We start from the raw sequence: 18,091 nt of genomic DNA, 5'->3' as shown, positions 1-18,091 counted from the left end.
AAGGAGACTCGGATGAACAAAAAGATTTCACTCGGCGCGGCGATCGCCTTCACGGTAATCATGGTGGCAATGACCTACTCGGTCACAATGGTCAGCTCAATGGGCAATTTTAACGACAAGGTAAATAACCTGCGGGAACGGGAGTCCTTCTACAGCAAGCTTGCGGAGATCGACAGCATCACCCGCCAGAATTATATCGGTACCATCGACGAATCGCTCCTGATGAATGAGGAGGCCAAAGGTTTTATCGCCGGCTTGGACGATCCTTACGCCGCCTATTACGACGCGGCGGCTTATGACCGGCTGCTGCAGGATTACAGCGGTGACCGGGTGCAGATCGGCATCGTGACCAAGATGAACGAGGAAGGTTATATCGAGGTCACCGAGGTCTATCCGGATTCCCCTGCGCAGGCTGCGGGCATCGAGCCGGGCGATTTGATCGTCAAAATCGACGACACCGATATCACTTCGGACAACTATATCGAGGCGGTCGGGATGCTTAAGGACAAGCCTGGCACCCAGATGACCATCATCCTGCGCAAAGGCGTTGAGGACAGCACCCTCGTGATGACCAGGCGGTTTGTGGAAACCCCGTCTATCTCCACCACAATGCTCGGCGGGAGCATCGGCATGGTCAAAATCAAGGAATTCAACGACAGCACGCCCGACCAGTTCTCCAAAATGGTTGACCGGCTGATCGACGAAGGCGCATACGGCCTTGTTTTCGATGTGCGCGGTGTGAGCAGGGGAACCCTGCGCTCGGTCGCGCAGGTTCTGGATAAGCTATTGCCGGAAGGCGTGCTTGTCTCCTCGACCGATAAAACCGGTGTGACCACTGTGTTGGAGACCTCGGACGCGCGGCAGGTGGAGCTGCCGATGGCGGTGCTCGTAAACGATAAGACCTCCGGCGAGGCGGAGCTTTTCGCAGTTGCGATCAAGGATTATAACAAGGGCAAGATCATTGGCGTGCGCACCGCGGGAAAGGGGACGATGCAGACCATCTTTCCGCTCACCGATGGCAGCGCGATCCGCCTGACCACGGCGCGCTACAACCCGCCGGTCAGCCCGAGCTTTGACAAGGAGGGCGTCACGCCCGACTTTGAGGTGCGCAATACTGACGACGCGCTGGCGGCGGCCGATCCGATGGAATACGACCTGCAGCTCAAAAAAGCGATGGAGGTTATTTCGGTGGCGATGAACGCCGCGGATACTCCGGCGCAGGACGCTTCGGAACCGGAGGAGAGCTCGTCGGCCGCATCAAGCCGGCCTGCATCCTCGTCCTCCGATGTGGATTCGGAAGATGAAGAGGAAAGTTCTTCCAGAAGTTCGGCGTCGTCGGGCCCGGTGGACTCCTCCGCCAGCTCGGCCGTTTCCAGCCGCGCACAAAGCAGTTCTTCCGCTTCCAGCAGCGCGGTTTCATCCGGCAGTTCCTCGGATTTGGCCGGTTCGGAGGCTTCTGGCGGCTGATTTGTACAACAGGAAAAATGTGGAAACGCCGGCGGGCATTTTATGCCCGCCGGCGTTGGCATATTTGCGGCATGGTTGGAATATACTGTTCAGGACAAACAAAAAGATAGGATCGGGATGAAAAATTTTGATAAAATGTCAAAACCTGCACTTGACATCTCGGGACGGTTTGACTATAATACTAACCATTGCAACATACGGTGATACCGGAGGTGCTTGCGCACCGGAACAGATTGCTGGCTAGATGGTCGCCATAGGGCGGCCTTCTGTAATATACAAAAGAAAATGTTCTTGTAAAGGGGAATGTGTGGATATGGCGACGGAGCTTTTGATGACGAAAGAGGGCTATGAAGCCCTGAAAAAAGAACTTGACGAGCTGAAAAGCGTCACCAGGGGGGAGATCTCGGAAAAAATCCGGGTGGCACGCGGTTTCGGCGACCTGAGTGAAAACAGCGAGTACGATGAGGCCAAAAATGAACAGGCGGTCGTGGAAGCGCGGATCAAAAAGCTGGAGGATCAGCTCAAAAATGTGAAAATCATCTCGAAGGAGGAAATCGCCACCGACAGGGTGACGGTTGGCTGCCGCGTCAAGATTCTGGACCTCGACTACAATGAGGAGATGGAATACCGTATTGCCAGCTCGGTGGAATCGAATGCTTCGGACAACACAATTTCTGACGAATCCCCGGTGGGTAAAGGTCTTATTGGGCACAAGGTGGGCGAGTGTGTGGAAATCCATGCGCCGGCTGCGACTTTCAAGCTCAAGATCCTTGAAATCGGCCTTTGATCACTTTGGATCAATCAAAATTGATATGCGGCGAAATATTTGTGAAAAGCGGGCTTTGCAAAAGCCCGCTTTTTTGGTATAATAATTCCATATGTAAATGTTGCGTAAGGATGTGTAAAAATGAAGAACCCACAGAACAATGAAGTGGAACTGACCCCGGAGGAAGAACAGCAGAAACTTTCCGAAGTGCTGCAGATCCGGCGGGATAAACTTGCCGCGCTGAAAGAGGAGGGCAAGAACCCCTTTGAGATCACCACCTATACCCGTACCGCCTATGCGGATCAGGTTGTTTCTAAATTTGATGAGATGGAAGGCCAGGAGGTTTCGGTCGCGGGGCGCATCATGAATAAACGCGGCATGGGCAAGGCGTCGTTTATCGACATCCGCGACGCCAGCGGCAAGGTGCAGAGTTATGTGCGCCAGGACGCGGTGGGCGAAGAAGCCTATGCCGATTTCAAAAAATGGGATATCGGCGATATTATCGGTCTGACCGGAGAGGTGTTCCGTACCCAGAAAGGCGAAATCTCGATCAAGGCGCACAAGATTGTGCTGCTTTCCAAGTCGCTGCTGCCGCTGCCGGAGAAATGGCACGGCCTGAAGGACACCGAGCTGCGTTACCGCCAGCGGTATGTCGACCTGATCGTCAACCCGGAGGTCAAGGAGACCTTTGTCAAGCGTTCAAAGATCATCACCGCGATTCGCGGCTATCTTGAAAGCAAGGGCTTTCTCGAGGTGGAAACCCCCGTGCTGCACACCATCGCGGGCGGCGCGGCGGCGCGGCCGTTCATCACCCACCACAACGCGCTTGATATTGATATGTATCTGCGCATCGCGCTTGAACTGCATCTCAAACGCCTGATCGTCGGCGGCTTTGACAAGGTCTATGAGATCGGCCGGGTATTCCGCAACGAGGGCATTGACACCCGCCATAACCCGGAATTCACCCTGCTTGAAATCTATGAGGCGTACACCGACTATAACGGCATGATGGACCTTTCCGAAGGCCTGTTCCGTCACTGCGCGCACCAGGTCCTCGGCACCGGGCAGATCCGGTACGGCGATATCGATATTGATCTCGACCGCCCGTTTGAGCGGCTCTCAATGCTCGAAGCGGTCAAGAAGTACAGCGGCGTCGATTTCCGCCAGATCAAAACGCTGGAGGAAGCCCGCGCAGCCGCGAAAGAGCACCACATTGAATACGAGGAACGGCACGGCAAAGGAGATATCCTGAACCTCTTCTTTGAGGAATACTGTGAGGAGCACCTGATCCAGCCAACTTTCATCACCGAGCACCCGGTCGAGATTTCACCGCTTTCCAAGCGCAAACCCTCCGACCCGGAATACACCGAGCGGTTCGAGCTGTTCATCCTGGGCCGTGAGCATGCGAACGCCTTCTCCGAACTCAACGACCCGATCGACCAGCGCGGACGCTTTGAACACCAGGCCGCGATGAAGGCTGCCGGAGACGAGGAGGCATGCGACATCGATGAGGATTTCCTCACCGCGCTCGAATACGGCATGCCGCCGACAGGCGGCATCGGCATTGGCATCGACCGCATGGTGATGCTGCTGACCGACAGTGTTTCGATCCGCGACGTGCTGCTCTTCCCCACGATGAAGCCAATCAAAGATTGATTGCATAGAACAACCGGCCCCAGACGGATGTAGTCCATGGGGAAGGGCGGCTCGCCTTTCCCCATGTGGGCATCGGCTTCGCACCAGAGGAGGATCCAGATGGACGAACTGCAGAAAGAGACAAAAATCCGCGGCAAACGGCACCTTGGGATGATCGTGGTCGGTATTGTCCTATTGGTCCTGTTGGGGCTCGGCTATTACTACACCGCCGGACCGGATACAACCGGGAACGTGGTGCTGGTCGCTGTGCGCGGATACCTTTCTGTGGAGCAGAAGGATGCGCTCACCAGCCAGTTTTTGGGTTATGCGCCGGACGACGCGGACGGCGGAATCAACCTGAAGGTGTATGAATTTCCGGCCGCGCACGGCCAGCCGGGAGAGACCTCGAAACTGTTCGGGGAGCTGCAGAACGAGATCAAAAACGGTACGGCGGATCTGATTCTGCTGGACCGCTATGTTTACGATATGCTCGGGGACGAGCGCCTGTTTGAGGATCTGTCGGCGCTTTATCCGGGAGATCCGGCCCTCAGTGGGAACTTCCTCTATGGAGTCAATGGAAAACCGTTCGCAAAGGCGTCCGGTTTAGAGGAACTGCCGGAGCTCTATCTGGCGCTGCGGAGCGGAAAATTGAATATCGTGAATAAAAATGCACAAAACTTGGAAAAACATGCATACCAGTTGGAGATTTTGAATAATATTGCATTTAGTACCCCTCCTTCTGGATATGTTGCGCAGGGCTTGGACTGAAAAAGTCATACTAACGTGATAGAGCACAAAAGATTTTCGAGAAATCAGCAAAAAAACATCGATTTGACAGCTAGACAAAACGGGAAAAGCAATGTATAATTATTCAAAAAGAAGCAAAGACGGAGGAGTACGCACAGTGATGGGGATTGTTCATGCAAAACCGAAATGCCTGCTTTACATGCAGCCGTTCTTTTCCCATTTGCTTTTGCATTTATGATTACCTATCCATTTTTAATGGGTAGGTATTTTCTTATCCGGATTCTGTAAGGAGGCTCTTATGAACCAACTGCTGATCAAAGGCGCGCGTCTATGCGATCCTTCTCAGGGGATTGACGCGGTCTGCGACCTGAAAATTGAAAATGGCAGGGTTGCGGGGATCGGCGCTCTTGCGGCCGAATCGACCTGCCCGGTGCTTGATGCGGCGGGTCTTATCCTTGCGCCGGGGCTGGTGGATATGCATGTGCATCTGCGCGACCCAGGCTACACCCACAAGGAGGACATTCTCCCCGGCTGCGCGGCCGCGGCCGCGGGAGGGGTCACTTCGGTGGCCTGCATGCCGAACACCAACCCGGTCTGCGACTGCCCGGAAGTCATTTCTTATATCAAAAAGAAGGCTGAGAACGCCAAAGCAAAGGTCTACCCCATCGCGGCGGTCACCAAAGGGCTGCAAAGCGGCGAACGCACCGATCTTGCCGCGCTTAAAGCGGCGGGCGCGGCCGGCATTTCGGACGACGGGCGCCCGGTGCAGAACAACCGCCTGCTGCTGGAAGCACTCCGGGAGGCGCAGGAAAAGGGCCTGCTGGTCATTTGCCACGCGGAGGATCTTGATATCACCAACAAAGGTATCATGCACCTTGGAGAAGTCAGCCGGCAGCTGGATGTCCCGGGCGTCGACCGCGCGAGCGAGGACTGCAGCACGGCTGTGGCGATCGCGCTGGCGGCGGCCTCGGACACGGATGTGCACATTGCGCATGTCAGCACGAAAGGCGCTGTCGCGCTGATCCGCGACGCGAAACGGCGCGGCGTGCGGGTGACCTGTGAGACCGGGCCGCACTATTTCACCCTGACCCATGAGATGCTGCTCGGCCGGGATGCAAATTTCCGGATGGCCCCGCCTCTGCGGGAAGAATCCGACCGGCTGGCGATCCTTGAGGGGATCGCGGATGGCACGATCGACTGCATCGTTACCGATCACGCACCGCATGCGAAGGAGGAAAAGCAGAATTTCCTCACGGCGCCCAACGGCGTGACCGGGCTGGAGACCTCGCTGGCGCTGGGTCTCACCCACCTGGTGCGGCCGGGTGTGATCACCCTTTCACGGCTGATTGAGATGATGACCATCGCGCCCGCCAAGCTGCTCAGGATCGAGGCGGGCAGTCTCGCGCCGGGCGCCCCGGCGGATTTTGTGTTGTTTGACCCAGAGGAGCGCTGGACAGTGGACAAGCGCCGGATGCACTCAAAGGCGGAGAACACCTGCTTTAACCGCGCGCAGCTCATTGGGAAAGTAAAGTATACCTATCTGGACGGCAAGCCGTCCTACCGATACACTGACGACGAAAAGGAGCGCTGAAATGAAAAAGCTGATCGAACGGATCATTGAAACAAAAAATCCAACCGTTGTGGGGCTTGACCCGACGCTTTCTTATATCCCGCGGCAGATTCAGGACGAGGCCTTTGCCGAATTCGGTAAAACCCTCCGCGGCGCGGCGCGGGCATATCTCGCTTTCAACAAGGGAATCATCGACGCGGTCTGCGATATTGTACCCGCGGTGAAACCACAGTGCGCCTATTATGAAGCGCTCGGCTGGCACGGCGTAAAATGCCTTGCAAAGACGATTGAATACGCGCGGGAGAAGGGGATGTACGTCATCACCGACGGAAAGCGCAATGACATCGGATCGACCATGCAGGCCTATGCGGCAGCGCACCTCGGGGAGCTTGATATCGACGGCGTCCGATGCACGCCGTTCGGCGCCGACGCGCTGACGGTGAATGGATATCTTGGCACCGACGGCATCCAGCCGCTGGTGGGCGTAATGGCGGGCAACCCGGACAAGGGGATCTTCGTGCTGGTCAAAACCTCAAACCCGTCGTCCGGCGAGCTGCAGGATCAGATGATCGGTGATAAGACAGTCTATGAAACGATGGGGATGATGTGCGAAAAATGGGGCGAGGCCACCTGCAATGCCTATGGTTACTCGCAGGTCGGGGCTGTGGTCGGCGCGACCTGGCCGGCGCAGCTTTCCGAGCTGCGCGCGAAGCTTCCGCACACCTTTTTCCTGGTGCCGGGCTACGGCGCGCAGGGAGGCGGCGCGCAGGATGTGGCCGGCGCGTTCGATCAAAATGGGCTCGGCGCGATCGTGAATTCCTCGCGCGCGATCCTTACCGCCTGGAAAAAAGCCGGCGCCCAAGCGGACTTTGCGCGGGCGGCGCGCGACGAAGCGATCCGGATGCGCAACGACATCACTGCGGCCATTCCGCCGATTGTGGGATAAGGCGGCAGACAAAAAATTGAATCGGGAGATACCGTTTCTGGTAATCAGAAAGATGGAGGCGTTTATGCAGATACTACAGAATCACGACAAGGCTTATCTACTGCTGGCGGACGGCACCGTTTACGAGGGGCTTTCGATGGGCGCCCGGGGCACCACCGTGGGCGAGGTGGTCTTTACCACCGGCATGACCGGCTATCAGGAGACGCTGACCGACCCGAGCTATTTCGGGCAGATCGTCACCCAGACCTTCCCGCTCGTGGGCAACTACGGCGTGAACAGCGAGGACGGCGAATCGTCCAGCTCCTATGTGCGGGGATATATCGTGCGCGAATGGTGCGAGGTCCCGAGCAACTTCCGCTGCGAGCACACGCTCGACTGGTTTTTGAAGGAACATGGGATTGTGGGCATCTATGACATCGACACCCGCGCCCTGACCCGCAAGCTGCGGGAACACGGCGTGATGAACGGGATGATCACCACTGAGGATGTGCATGCCAAAAAGGAAGAACTTCTGAAAACGGTCAACAGCTTTTCGATCAAAAATGCCATCCGCAGCGTTTCGGTCGAAAAACCGGTGAAATACGAATGCGGCGATCCGCAGTTCGAGGTCGCGCTTCTCGACTACGGCTATAAACGCAACATTCGCCGTTCGCTGCTCGCGCGGGGCTGCAACGTAACGGTGCTGCCCTGCCTGACCACCGCCGCGGATATCATAGCGGGCGGCTACGACGGGGTAATGCTCTCGAACGGCCCGGGCGACCCTTCTGAGGATCGGGAGGTCATTGCAAACCTGAAAGAAATCGCGCAGATCGGCCTGCCGGTATTCGGTATCTGCCTGGGGCACCAGCTGATGGCGCTCGCGCAGGGCGCGAAAACCGCCAAGCTCAAGTACGGCCATCGCGGCGGCAACCAGCCGGTTATCAGCCTGGGCTCCGGGCTGACCTATGTCACCAGCCAGAACCACGGCTTTGAGGTGTTGGGAGATACGGTCCCGCAGGAAGTGGGGAAAGTCACCCATCTGAACGCGAATGACCAAAGCTGTGAGGGCGTCTCCTATCTGGACGGCCGGATATTCACCGTGCAGTTCCATCCGGAGGCCTGCGGCGGCCCGAACGACACCGGGCATCTGTTCGACCGGTTCGTCAAACTTATGAAAGCACAGAAAGGCGGGAACTGAGATGCCGTTACGTGAAGATATCAAAAAGGTACTGGTGATCGGTTCCGGCCCGATCGTGATCGGCCAGGCGGCCGAATTCGACTACGCGGGCACCCAGGCGTGCCGCGCGCTGCAGGAGGAAGGCCTGGAGGTCGTCCTTGTCAACTCGAATCCCGCAACCATCATGACCGACAAGGCGATGGCTGACAAGATCTATATCGAGCCGCTGACCCTCGATGTGGTCAAACGGATCATCAAGCAGGAAAAGCCGGACAGCGTGCTTTCGACGCTCGGCGGCCAGACCGGTCTTACCCTTTCGATGCAGCTGGCGAAGGAGGGCTTCCTCGAAAAGCACAATGTCAAGCTGCTCGGCGCGAATCCGGAAACGATCGACAAGGCGGAGGACCGCCAGATCTTCAAGGACACCATGCAGACGATCAACCAGCCCTGTATCCCGTCAAAGGTGGTTACCACGATCGATGACGCGGTAGCTTTCGCCGGGGAGATCGGCTATCCGGTCATCGTGCGCCCGGCCTTCACGCTCGGCGGCACCGGCGGCGGAATCGCGGCCGACGAACACGAGCTGCGCGAAATTTCGCGCAATGGCCTGCGCCTTTCGCCCATCACCCAGGTGCTGATTGAAAAATGCATTTCCGGATGGAAGGAAATCGAATTCGAGGTCATCCGCGACCGCAAGGGAAACACCATCACCGTCTGTTCGATGGAGAACCTCGACCCGGTCGGTGTGCACACCGGTGACTCGATCGTGGTCGCGCCTGCCGTCACTTTGGCTGACAAAGAGTACCAGATGCTTCGTTCGGCAGCGATCACGATTGTTCGGTCGCTTGGCGTGGAGGGCGGCTGCAACGTCCAGTTCGCGCTGAAACCCGACAGTTTCGAATACGCGGTCATCGAGGTGAATCCCCGGGTTTCGCGTTCGTCCGCGCTCGCGTCCAAGGCGACCGGCTATCCGATCGCGAAGGTCGCGGCCAAAATTGCGATCGGCTACACCCTCGACGAAATTATCAATGCTGTCACAGGCAAGACCTATGCCTGTTTTGAGCCGACCATCGACTATATTGTCGTCAAATTCCCGAAATGGCCGTTTGATAAATTTGTCTACGGCAAACGGACGCTCGGCACCCAGATGAAGGCGACCGGAGAAGTCATGGCCATCGGTACCTCGTTTGAACAGGCGATGATGAAGGCGGTCCGCTCAATCGAGCTTGGGCTCGACACCCTGGATTACAAAAAGCTGAAGGACAAAACCGACGATGAGATTGTCGCGCTGCTGCATAACTGCGACGATGAGCGGATTTTTGTGGTCTACGAGGCGCTTGTGCGCGGTATCCCGGCTGAAACGATCCATGGAATCACCATGATTGACCACTGGTTCCTGGCAAAGCTCAAAAACCTCGTCGATCTCGAATCCTATCTGGCGGACGGCCCGCTCACCGAGCAGAAATATAAAATTGCCAAGAAGTACGGTTTCCTTGATAAGACGGCGGAAAAGCTTTCCGGGTGCAAAATTGATCCCGCCTGGAAACGCTTCGCCTCCTACAAGATGGTCGACACTTGCGCGGCGGAATTTTCGGCTGAAACGCCGTATTTCTACTCGACCTACGATCAGGAGAACGAAGCGGCGGAATTCCTCCAGCATCACCCCACCGGCAAGAAAAAGGTGTTGGTGATCGGCTCCGGCCCGATCCGCATTGGCCAGGGCATCGAGTTCGACTACTGCTCGGTACACTGCGTCTGGGCGCTTAAGGAGGAGGGTTACGAGGCGATTATCGCCAACAACAACCCCGAAACCGTTTCTACTGACTTTGACACCTCCGACCGGCTCTATTTTGACCCGCTGACCCCGGAGGATATCGACAACCTCATTGAAACCGAAAAGCCGTGGGGCGTTGTGGTGCAGTTCGGCGGCCAGACCGCCATTAAGCTGACCAAGCACCTGGTGGAAAAGGGTGTGAACATCCTCGGCACCAGCGCGGACAGCATCGATGCCGCGGAGGACCGTGAGCGGTTCGATCAGGTGCTGGAGCGGTGCGGTATCCCGCGTCCGGCGGGGCATACGGTCATGAACACCGAGGAGGCGCTCGCCGCCGCGAACAGCCTCGGTTATCCGGTGTTGCTGCGGCCGTCCTACGTGCTTGGCGGCCAGAACATGATCATCGCCTATTCCGATGCGGACGTGACCGAATACATGGGGATCATCATGTCCCACAACATCGAGAACCCGGTGCTCATCGATAAATACATGATGGGCAAGGAGATTGAGGTCGACGCGATCTGCGACGGCCAGGATTACCTGATCCCGGGCATCATGGAGCACATTGAGCGCGCGGGCGTGCATTCGGGCGATTCAATCTCGGTCTATCCGGCGCAGACCCTTTCGCAGAAGATCAAGGCGACCCTCATCGATTACACCGGCCGGCTCGCGCGGGAGCTCAAGGTGGTGGGTCTTGTAAATATCCAGTATGTCATTTACAACAACGAGGTCTACGTCATCGAGGTCAACCCGCGCTCCTCGCGCACCGTCCCATATATCTCCAAAGTGACCGGCGTGCCGATGGTGGACATCGCAACCAAGCTGCTGCTCGGGCACAAACTTTGTGAGATGGGCTATGGTTCCGGCCTCTATCCGGAGGGCGACTACGTTGCGGTTAAGGTTCCGGTTTTCTCCTTCGAAAAGCTGCATGACGTGGACACCGCGCTCGGGCCCGAGATGAAATCCACCGGCGAGGTGCTCGGTATCGCCAAAACCTTTGAGGAAGCACTGCTCAAAGGGCTGGTCGCCGCGGGTTATAAGCTCAAGAGAACTGCTGAAAATGGCGGCGTGCTGCTCACCGTTAAGGATTCCGACCAGCAGGAGATGATCCCGCTCGCTGAGAAATTTGAGAAATTGGGCTTCACTCTTTATGCGACGCCGGGCTGCGCATCGGTGCTCAACCGCCACATGATCGCCACGAATGTAGTGCGCAAAATGGACGGCGATCATCCGCATGTGATGGATCTGGTCGAAAGCGGAAAGCTCGATTATATCGTCTCGACTTCCGCCAAAGGCCGTATGCCCGCACGTCATTCGGTGCAGATGCGCCGCAAGGCGGTCGAGCTTTCGATCCCCTGCCTGACCTCGCTCGATACGGCCAACGCGCTCGCCAACTGCCTGATGATGAAAAAGACGATCGACGACGTGGATCTGGTGGACATTGTGAAGATTTAGCGCCTGCCCGGCGCGGGGTGCGCCCTTCGCGCGCCCGGAGTTTGCGCGTTTCGCCGCGCCGACGAGGTACTTTCTTGCTTGCCCAAGAAAGTACCCAAAGAAGGGCATTCAAGGGGACCCCTGCGGCCCCCTTGAAAATCCCCCAGCCCAGCGCCTTGCAGACAAGACGAAGCCTGCCGCGCTCACCGCGCGGGACATATTTTCGCGCTCGGCGCGAAAATGCGCTGCGCGCAAAGCGGACAAACGGATTTTAAAAGGGCGGAAAGCACTTTGGTGCTTTCCGCCCTTGTCTGTATCGCTGCAAAACGGGAAGGAAAAGGCAAGCGCGGGCCGCAGGCCCGTTCATCTTGACGCTTGCGTTTTTCGGAACGTTTTGCTATTCATCGTCTTTACGCATATGGTCGAGCGCGTAGCGGCAGCATTGCAGTACGAGCATGTTGAAGGAAACGTCCTCCCGCTGCGCGACCTCGCTGAGCTCCGCGAAGAGCTTTTCGGTGAAACGGATGGTGCGCGGCATATTCGCTTTGAGAAAATCCGAGCTTACCTCAAACATGCTGTCACTCCGGCCTTCGTTGTTGTCTGCTGCCATTATACCGGTATTCTGGCATGAAAAATATAACCGCATTTGGTTGCAAATGCGGTTATATTTTTTGGAGGATGCTTGTGCTATACTACAGGCACTCCGGTTCGTCTCCCTGATGGACTGAAGAAAAGAACCGCATGCAGGGTACCCCCTCGGCATGCGGTTCTACTTTTTTCCTATTGACAAATGATATAACTGTATATATAATATAGATACAGTTAAAACGATGGAGGCGGTCAATTGAACATCATCATCTCAAACGCATCCGCGCGGCCGCTTTATGAGCAGATTGAGGAGCAGATCAAAAATGAAATCCTCGCGGGAAATCTCACGCAGGGCGAGCCGTTGCCCTCGATCCGCTATCTCGCGCGAGAGCTCAAGGTGAGCATTATCACAACAAAGCGCGCCTACGACGATCTGGAGGCGGACGGCTTTCTCACCACCACACCGGGGAAAGGGACCTTTGTCTCGCTCGCAAACCTGGACCGGCTGCGCGAAGTGGCCATGAGTCAGATTGAAGCGAAGCTGTCCGAAGCGGTGGACGCCGCCAAATCGATCGGCCTGCGCCTGGAAGAGCTGCAGGAGATCACCGAAACACTATTCAGGGAGGAAACATAAACCATGAATGTGATTGAAATCAGCGCTCTGCGCAAAACCTTTCCCAAAAGCCGCTTTACCCTCAGCCTGCCGGAATTCGCGGTGGAGGAAGGATATGTCACCGGCTTCATTGGGGAAAACGGCGCGGGCAAGACCACCACGCTCAAACTGATCATGGATATGATCTACGCGGATGAAGGCGCCATCTCGGTATTCGGGCTCGACTCCCATCGGGATGGGAAAAAAATCCGGGAACAGATCAGTTATATTGGGGAACAGCCCGGTTATCTTGACCAGGCAAAGCTTAAAAACATCAAAAAGATGGTCGCTCCGTTTTACTCCGATTGGGAGGAATCCGCGTTTGAAAACTATGCGAAACGGTTCTCGCTCGATTTGAATAAGAAGTATAAAGACCTTTCCAAAGGCAAACAGAAACAGTTCGCGCTGGCGGTTGCACTCAGCCATCATCCGCGTCTGCTCCTGATGGATGAACCCACCGCAAACCTCGACCCGCTGGTGCGGCAGGAGATTCTCGACATCCTTGCGGACGAGATGCAGCGGGAAGGCGTGACTGTTTTCTTTTCCACCCATATCACCTCCGACCTCGACAAAATCGCGGACTATGTGCATTTTCTGCACGGCGGCAGGCTGATCCTTTCCCAGGACAAAGACAGCCTGATTGAATCGCACCGGGTGGTGAAGGCCCGCATCGAACTGCTCACCCCGGAAATTGAGCGAAATATGATCGATGTGGAGCGGTCTGACTTTGGGTTCCGGGGGCTGTGCGACTGCCCGCGGAAAATCCATGAGCTGCTTGGGGACGAAGCCATTTATGAAAAACCCACGATCGAAGATATCTTTATCAATTACACGAAAATGGAAAGGGGGAAGTCCTGATGGGAAATGTGCAAAAGCTTGTCAAAATGGACTTTCTCAAACTTTTGAGCCTTGGAAAGGTTTTGGTCCTGTATCTGCTGTTCCTGCTGGTAGTTGCGGCGGACATGCGGATGATCTCATTCGGCTATATGATCTTTCTGTACATGGGCGTGTACGGCCCAATGTCCTACGATGAGGCGAGCAAGGGCAATTACCTGCTGGGAACCCTGCCGGTCAGCCGCAAACAGGTCGTGCAGGCGAAATACCTCTATGCCCTGGCCGTCCTGCTGGCGGCGCATCTCCTGATCGGGCTCATCAACCTGGTGATCGGACTGTTCCCGGTTTCACAGAAGCTGGAAAGCGCCATGGGCGCGCTGCCGGTCCTGTTTCTGCTCGGCGCGGTCTTTGCCGCGGTTGTCCTGCCGCTGGTGCTTTATCTCGGCGTCATGAAGGCCCGCTGGTGGGTTATGGGACTTTATATGCTCGCTTTTATGGGCGGCGGCACCGTATTGGCCCTCTCAACCGGTTTCGGCGTGTCGGGTCCGCCGCAATCCGCGTCGCTCTATCTGGTTTCGGCAGGGCTGCTCATTGTTTCCTATTTCGTGGCGCTGCGGCTCTATTCCCGCCGCCAATTCACCGAATAAACAAAAAAACATCCCCCGGCCTTGGCCGGGGGATGTTTTCAGTTTACACGCGAGATTCCGAAGCTGTTTGCCAGCCCGTCAATGGGCACCTTATCCCGGCAGGCCGGGCATTCGCTGTGGGAAAAGACCGCGAAATCGGGAAGGTCGGCGGCGGAAAACAGGTGCTGCACCGGGATACCGTCAATCTCGTCGATCGAGGAGAAAATAGCGGCTACGCCGATGATGTTGCCGCCGTAATATTTAGCGCATTCGACCAGCCTGCGGATGGTGCGGCCGGTGGTGACGGTGGTGATGAGCAGAAGCAGGTTGTGACCATTCACCTTTGGCTGGAGGTTATCACGGAAAATCATCTGGCCGTTCGGGTCGGATTCGGGTGTGACGATGTGGATATCCTTCATGCGGTTCATCGAGAGCATCTCATTTTTGGAGAGGCGCTGCGCAAGGAAGGCGGCAATCACCTCGCTGCCGTCCATGCAGAGGATGGTGTCGACCGGCCGGTCATAGACATAAATTTCCGCGAGCGCGATGCCCGCCTCACGGGCCATCATGTGATCATGCTGCATGTTGGTGACGTCTATGTAGTAGTTGACGTGGCAATGACGCTTCACAAAATGCCCGGGGACCGCGCTGATTTCCAGCGCCGGGTTGTTGGTTGAACGCAGAATCACCGAAGAACCAGTCATAGCGAAAGCCTCCCATCTGTCGGTAAAATCATCCCGTGGTCATCTTCTTGTATTTGTATTATACCATATCGCACAAATATTTTCAACAAATAGATCCGATTTTAAACATGATATATTGTTTATGCGGATGTTCATCGAACCGAAATTTTCTGCCGGTAGTCGCTCCCGCAGGGCTGTACGGTTGGGAGCCCAAGGGTATATAGATCGGCAGCGCTTGCTTCGAGTTTTGCGAACCGTTCGCAGTCCCCGCCCAGCGCCTCCAGCTTCGCAAGCGAATGGGATACCGGCAGCATGGCGGCTTTTGCCGCCGAGAGAATTTCCAGTCCGCGCTTGTTGAAGGAGAGCACCCGCAGATAGGGTACCGGCGTGCGCATCAGCTGCGCATCCACCCGCAGGTAGGCGTTCCAGATGAGCCGGCGGATGCGGGAAAGCGGGTAGCGCTTGGTCTTGACGAGCGAAAGCAGTTCATCGAGCGAGACCGCGTTTTTTACCGCGTCGCGGAGCCGGTTGTCAAGTCCCTCGCCGGAGATGTCGGGCAGCGCTGCAAAGGCTTCGGGCTCCATCGCACGAAGTGCGGAAAGAACAGCGGTGTTGAGGCTGTGGGAACCGAATGGCGCGAGCCCCGCAGCCGCAGCCGAACGATAGACCGCAAACGCCGCTTGCGGTACGAATGGGGCGATCGCCTCGATCCCCTCGAGATCGAGCAGATTGCGCAGATGGGAAGCCGCGGCAATCCTGCCGCTTGGAGCCTGCGCGTCGTGCGCCGCCCCGGTGCGCATTACGGTAAACGGAGAGAGCTTCAGCCCCTGCATACCGATCTGCACGAGGTATTCGACCGCGAGCGTGTTGTTTGGGGATTCGAGCACGCCGGCCACTTCCGGGCCGTAAAGTGTCTCAACCGCTTTCTGGCGCGCGCGGGCGTAGGTGATGCCGTCAACGAGCAGGTTTTTGGTATATTCGTCGCAGTAGGGTGAGGAAACCGCTTCGGCGGCCTTCACCAGCAGGTCGATGTCGCCGCATTCGCTTCCAAACGAAAGTACATCCACGCAGCCCAGCCCGCCAAGCACCTGAAGCGCCCCGCAGGCAAAACGTTCGGCGGTGGCCATCGCATAGGGGAGCGGCAGCTCGAGCACAAGGTCGGCGCCGCAGGCGGCGGCAGCGTTGGCGCGTACGTGCTTTGGCGCGCAGGCAGGCCCGCCGCGCTGGATGAAGTTCCCGCTCATCACAGCGACGATATGGGTTGCCCCGGCGGCGCGGGTGGCTTCGATCTGGTGGGCGTGTCCGTTGTGAAACGGGTTGTATTCCGCAACAATTCCTGCAATAATCGCATCTTTCATGAAAAACACCTGTCTAAATTGCATTTTTTTACAACGCGCACTTGAATTTTTGATTATAGTGTAATAATATATAAACGTATGTGAAGCTGTCAAGCATATTCAACAAAAGGTGAAGGAGCAAACAAAAAATGAAGGTACTGGTTATCAACGCAGGCAGTTCGTCGCTCAAATATCAGCTCATCGATATGACCGATGAAAGCGTGCTTGCAAAAGGCAACTGCGAACGGATCGGCGCGGGCGGCCACATTGGCCACAAGACTGCGGACGGTCGCAAAATCGACCGGGATGTCGATTTCCCGACCCACAAGGAAGCGTTTCTCGAGCTGGTCAAAACCCTGACCGAAGGCGAAGGCAAGGTCATCGACACGGTGAAGGAGATTTCCGCGGTCGGACACCGCGTCCTGCACGGCAGCGAGAAATACAAAACTTCCACCCTGATCACCGATCAGGTCATCGACGACATCTTCTCGTTCTCGGAGCTCGGCCCGCTGCACAACCCGCCGCAGGCCACCGCGATGAAGGCCTGCCAGGAAGTATTCGGCAAAGAGACTCCGATGGTCGCGATCTTCGACACCTCGTTCCATCAGACCATGCCGCCGAAAGCCTACATGTTCGGCGTCCCGTATGAATATTATGAGAAATACAGCATTCGCCGTTATGGCTTCCACGGCACCAGCCACCGCTTTGTCAGCAAACGGTATTTTGAAGTTACCGGCAGCCCGGTCAAGGGCAGCCGTATCATCACCTGCCATCTCGGCAATGGTTCTTCACTTGCCGCGATCCAGGACGGGGCGGTTGTCGACACCTCGATGGGCTTCACCCCGCTTGACGGCTTCATCATGGGCACCAGAAGCGGCGGCATCGATCCGTCGGTTGTGACCTACCTGATGAACAAGGAGCACCTGACCCCGGATCAGATGTCCGACCTGATGAATAAAAAATCCGGCTTCCTGGGCCTGTCCGGCATCTCGAGCGACATGCGCGACCTTTCCGACGCCGCGGATAAAGGCAACGAACGCGCGGTCCTCACGCTCGATATGTTCGCATATCAGATCAAGAAATTCATCGGTGGCTATATGGCTGCGATGAACGGCCTTGACGCGCTTGTATTCACCGGCGGTATCGGTGAAAATTCCGCCCGTGCACGCTGGATGATCTGCCGCGAGATGGAAGCGCTCGGCATCAAGATCGATGATGAAAAAAATCCTGCATGCTCCGGCAAGGAAGCGGAAGTCAGCGCTCCGGACAGCAAGGTCAAGATCTGGGTGCTCCCGACCAATGAAGAACTGCTGATCGCGCGCGATACCAAAGAGCTTGTCGGCCTGAAATAAGCCGATTCAGATGAAAAGACAGCCATCCGCTTACAGGCGGATGGCTTCTTTCAAATCACTTGCAAGGGGAGTTGCGGGATGAAAGACAAAAATGGGCGGGAACTGAAAATTATCGATGCGCACGCGCATATTTTCCCGCAGAAGATCGCTGAAAAAGCGACCAAAAATATCGGCAATTTTTATGGCATTTCGATGAAGCATACCGGCCTTTCGCATCTGCTCATCGAAAGCGGCGAGAAGATCGGCGTGAGCCGTTATCTGGTCTGTTCGACCGCGACCAAGCCGGAACAGGTCGAGATGATCAACAATTTTGTCGCTGAAAAATGCCAGGTGCATCCGGAGTTTTTCGGTTTCGGCACCATGCACCCCGGCTATGGAAATATGGAGGCTGAGATCGAACGGGTCAAGGGGCTCGGCCTGCATGGGATCAAGCTGCATCCTGATTTTCAGGAATTCAACATCGATGACCCGGCCGCGCTTCCAATGTATGAAGCAATCGCAGCGGCGGGCCTGCCGATCCTGTT

General features: G+C 56.4%; 16 protein-coding genes. 13 read left to right on the top strand and 3 right to left on the bottom strand.

The window, feature by feature from the left end:
- Positions 1-12 precede the first annotated feature (12 nt).
- The 8 genes from DWV16_RS15020 (at position 13) to carB (ending at position 11,516) form a co-directional block, all read left to right on the top strand.
- Positions 13-1,467, top strand: a complete 1,455-nt coding sequence (locus DWV16_RS15020; RefSeq protein WP_118480034.1) for a S41 family peptidase — start codon at positions 13-15, stop codon at positions 1,465-1,467.
- A 313-nt stretch (positions 1,468-1,780) separates the two neighbouring features.
- Positions 1,781-2,254, top strand: coding sequence for a transcription elongation factor GreA (gene greA, locus DWV16_RS15015; protein ID WP_118480032.1), 474 nt, complete (start codon positions 1,781-1,783; stop codon positions 2,252-2,254).
- A gap of 120 nt (positions 2,255-2,374) precedes the next feature.
- A complete protein-coding gene (gene lysS / locus DWV16_RS15010) occupies positions 2,375-3,889 on the top strand; it encodes a lysine--tRNA ligase (RefSeq protein WP_066453164.1) in 1,515 nt (504 codons plus the stop codon).
- Positions 3,890-3,988: 99 nt separating this feature from the next.
- Positions 3,989-4,636 (top strand): hypothetical protein, encoded by a 648-nt coding sequence (locus DWV16_RS15005; protein ID WP_066453167.1) that lies wholly within the window; start codon positions 3,989-3,991, stop codon positions 4,634-4,636.
- A gap of 277 nt (positions 4,637-4,913) precedes the next feature.
- Positions 4,914-6,206 (top strand): dihydroorotase, encoded by a 1,293-nt coding sequence (locus DWV16_RS15000; protein WP_118480030.1) that lies wholly within the window; start codon positions 4,914-4,916, stop codon positions 6,204-6,206.
- 1 nt (position 6,207) lies between these two features.
- The gene (pyrF, locus tag DWV16_RS14995; RefSeq protein ID WP_066453174.1) at positions 6,208-7,131 is read left to right on the top strand and encodes an orotidine-5'-phosphate decarboxylase; all 924 of its coding nucleotides are present in this window, start codon (positions 6,208-6,210) and stop codon (positions 7,129-7,131) included.
- A 64-nt stretch (positions 7,132-7,195) separates the two neighbouring features.
- Positions 7,196-8,308, top strand: a complete 1,113-nt coding sequence (locus tag DWV16_RS14990; RefSeq protein ID WP_066453177.1) for a carbamoyl phosphate synthase small subunit — start codon at positions 7,196-7,198, stop codon at positions 8,306-8,308.
- Between the two features lies 1 nt (position 8,309).
- A complete protein-coding gene (gene carB, locus DWV16_RS14985) occupies positions 8,310-11,516 on the top strand; it encodes a carbamoyl-phosphate synthase large subunit (RefSeq protein WP_118480028.1) in 3,207 nt (1,068 codons plus the stop codon).
- A 376-nt stretch (positions 11,517-11,892) separates the two neighbouring features.
- Here the strand turns inward: carB and DWV16_RS19145 are convergent, their stop codons facing one another.
- Positions 11,893-12,069, bottom strand: a complete 177-nt coding sequence (locus DWV16_RS19145; RefSeq protein ID WP_158572929.1) for a hypothetical protein — start codon at positions 12,067-12,069, stop codon at positions 11,893-11,895.
- Between the two features lie 270 nt (positions 12,070-12,339).
- Between DWV16_RS19145 and DWV16_RS14980 the strand changes: the two genes are divergently transcribed.
- Genes DWV16_RS14980 through DWV16_RS14970 form a run of 3 tightly spaced genes read left to right on the top strand, consistent with a single transcriptional unit; the run spans position 12,340 to position 14,216 of the window.
- Positions 12,340-12,717: a GntR family transcriptional regulator gene (locus tag DWV16_RS14980; protein ID WP_066453185.1), complete on the top strand. Its 378-nt coding sequence runs from the start codon at positions 12,340-12,342 to the stop codon at positions 12,715-12,717.
- Positions 12,718-12,720: 3 nt separating this feature from the next.
- Positions 12,721-13,593, top strand: a complete 873-nt coding sequence (locus DWV16_RS14975) for an ABC transporter ATP-binding protein (protein ID WP_118480026.1) — start codon at positions 12,721-12,723, stop codon at positions 13,591-13,593.
- Positions 13,593-14,216 (top strand): ABC-2 transporter permease, encoded by a 624-nt coding sequence (locus DWV16_RS14970; protein ID WP_118480024.1) that lies wholly within the window; start codon positions 13,593-13,595, stop codon positions 14,214-14,216. Before DWV16_RS14975 ends, DWV16_RS14970 begins: the two co-directional genes overlap by 1 nt.
- Before the next feature lie 38 nt (positions 14,217-14,254).
- On the opposite strand, the gene DWV16_RS14965 is transcribed toward DWV16_RS14970, so the two are convergent.
- Positions 14,255-14,899 carry an orotate phosphoribosyltransferase gene (locus tag DWV16_RS14965; RefSeq protein WP_066453191.1) on the bottom strand — a complete coding sequence of 215 codons (645 nt, stop codon included), beginning with the start codon at positions 14,897-14,899 and terminating at the stop codon, positions 14,255-14,257.
- A gap of 131 nt (positions 14,900-15,030) precedes the next feature.
- On the bottom strand, positions 15,031-16,236 hold the full coding sequence (locus DWV16_RS14960) for a nucleotidyltransferase family protein (protein WP_158572928.1): 1,206 nt from the start codon (positions 16,234-16,236) through the stop codon (positions 15,031-15,033).
- A 128-nt stretch (positions 16,237-16,364) separates the two neighbouring features.
- Between DWV16_RS14960 and DWV16_RS14955 the strand changes: the two genes are divergently transcribed.
- Together DWV16_RS14955 and DWV16_RS19665 are read left to right on the top strand one after the other, a co-directional pair.
- Positions 16,365-17,567, top strand: a complete 1,203-nt coding sequence (locus DWV16_RS14955) for an acetate/propionate family kinase (protein WP_118480020.1) — start codon at positions 16,365-16,367, stop codon at positions 17,565-17,567.
- Positions 17,568-17,645: 78 nt separating this feature from the next.
- Positions 17,646-18,091 (top strand): amidohydrolase family protein (locus DWV16_RS19665; RefSeq protein ID WP_243007338.1); only part of this gene is annotated, 446 nt, incomplete at its 3' end.

The sequence above is a fragment of the Anaerotruncus sp. AF02-27 genome (assembly GCF_003465835.1).
In the GTDB taxonomy this organism is placed as follows: Bacteria; Bacillota; Clostridia; order Oscillospirales; family Ruminococcaceae; genus Anaerotruncus; species Anaerotruncus rubiinfantis.
This window is presented reverse-complemented; position numbering and strand designations above follow the sequence as displayed.